Annotated in this window: 1 protein-coding gene; it reads right to left on the minus strand. The window is 49.8% G+C overall.

Annotated features, from left to right (window positions below; translation table 11 throughout):
• Window positions 1-1,312, minus strand: a 1,312-nt coding sequence (locus tag ACOCD2_RS20325; RefSeq protein WP_419625982.1) for an RNA-directed DNA polymerase, incomplete at both ends; no start/stop codon positions are given.

Consider the following 1,312-nt stretch of genomic DNA (forward strand, 5'->3'; position numbering starts at 1 on the left):
CTCAAACTGTTAAATATTGGCCAATTCAGCAAGGCTTCGAAATCTGGCGGGCAATACTCTGCCATGTGTTCCTGCCAACCGGCCTTGCCGTCCCTCGACAGGCGGGTAGGAAATGCTGCGATTATATTTTCCCCCACACTGTCAAAAAGCTGAGTTCTCCATCGATTCAAAATGTCTGATGATGCAGGGCTGCTTGCACTCGGACAGGATTTAATCGTAGCAGCGCAGTGCTTATCCACTGCCACATAAAGATCATCCAATGCATTGAGTATCCTGCGCAGATGCTCAAAGTCTTCACAGGCCGTTGCCAGCCGAATAACTCGCGGCAGATAGGTCGACAGATCAAAGAAATGGGGTAATACCAGTACATGCTGAATAAAGGCGCGGAAAAAGGCATGTCGATGGGCTTGCCAGGTTTCTGGAGGTAAATCACGCTCATAGGCCTCGAAATCACGCAGTTTGATGGCGAAGCCTGCACGCCGCATGGTCAATGCGCCCGTTTTTCGTAGATTATCCGCGGCCTCGCCATCTTTCTGAACGGCCGCCACCAGATCGGTACCAATCTGGCGAGCATCCATGGGTAAATTTGGCAATGCGCGCCATTCGCTGGCTCGTTGGTGAATCTGCCAGGCAATGGATTCGACTAATCTTTTGCCCTGCTCCCCTGAGAGCAAAAACACCTTGTTCTTGCTATTGGCAAACAGGATCTGGCTATCATTCAAATACGCTGGCTTGAACCTGACAGCTTCACGTTCCTTATCTTTCCAGTTCAGCAAGCCATCCGAACGGGCAAATAGCCATTCCCACAGATCTTCTGTTGAGTCGAATCCTGCTCCGTTCTCCATGACCAAAAGGAAATCATCGACATAGCGACCGTAATACAGAGGGGCTACCTGCTTTTCCATTAGCCTGTCCAGCTCGATCAGGGCCATGTTGGCAACAACCGCAGAGGCAGGCAAACCAACAGGCAAGCCCTTTCTTAATGGTGTTTTATCGGCCCACGCCTGTATTGCAGTAATAAACAAGCGGTGTAGTTTTGCTTCTTCATCCGTGAGCTCAAGATCAAACAAACGGTTAAACTCATCCTTTAGCATGAAGCCGGGATTCAGCTCATGGTAGAAACTGCTGACATCCGCCGTTACTGCAACAATCTTTTTATTGTCCTCAAGCGCGGTACGCATGGACTGGATACCATTGTCACGCCAGTCCCTGAATGGTTTGAGATAGGGTTTTAAGGAACCCAGTGAAAGTGGGTTAATCTCACCATCTTCACCACGGCGCAGACGGTTTCCATAAGACGATGCCGTCAGGT

The organism is Thiolapillus sp. (genome assembly GCF_048562965.1).
GTDB lineage: Bacteria > Pseudomonadota > Gammaproteobacteria > Chromatiales > Chromatiaceae > Thiolapillus > Thiolapillus brandeum_A.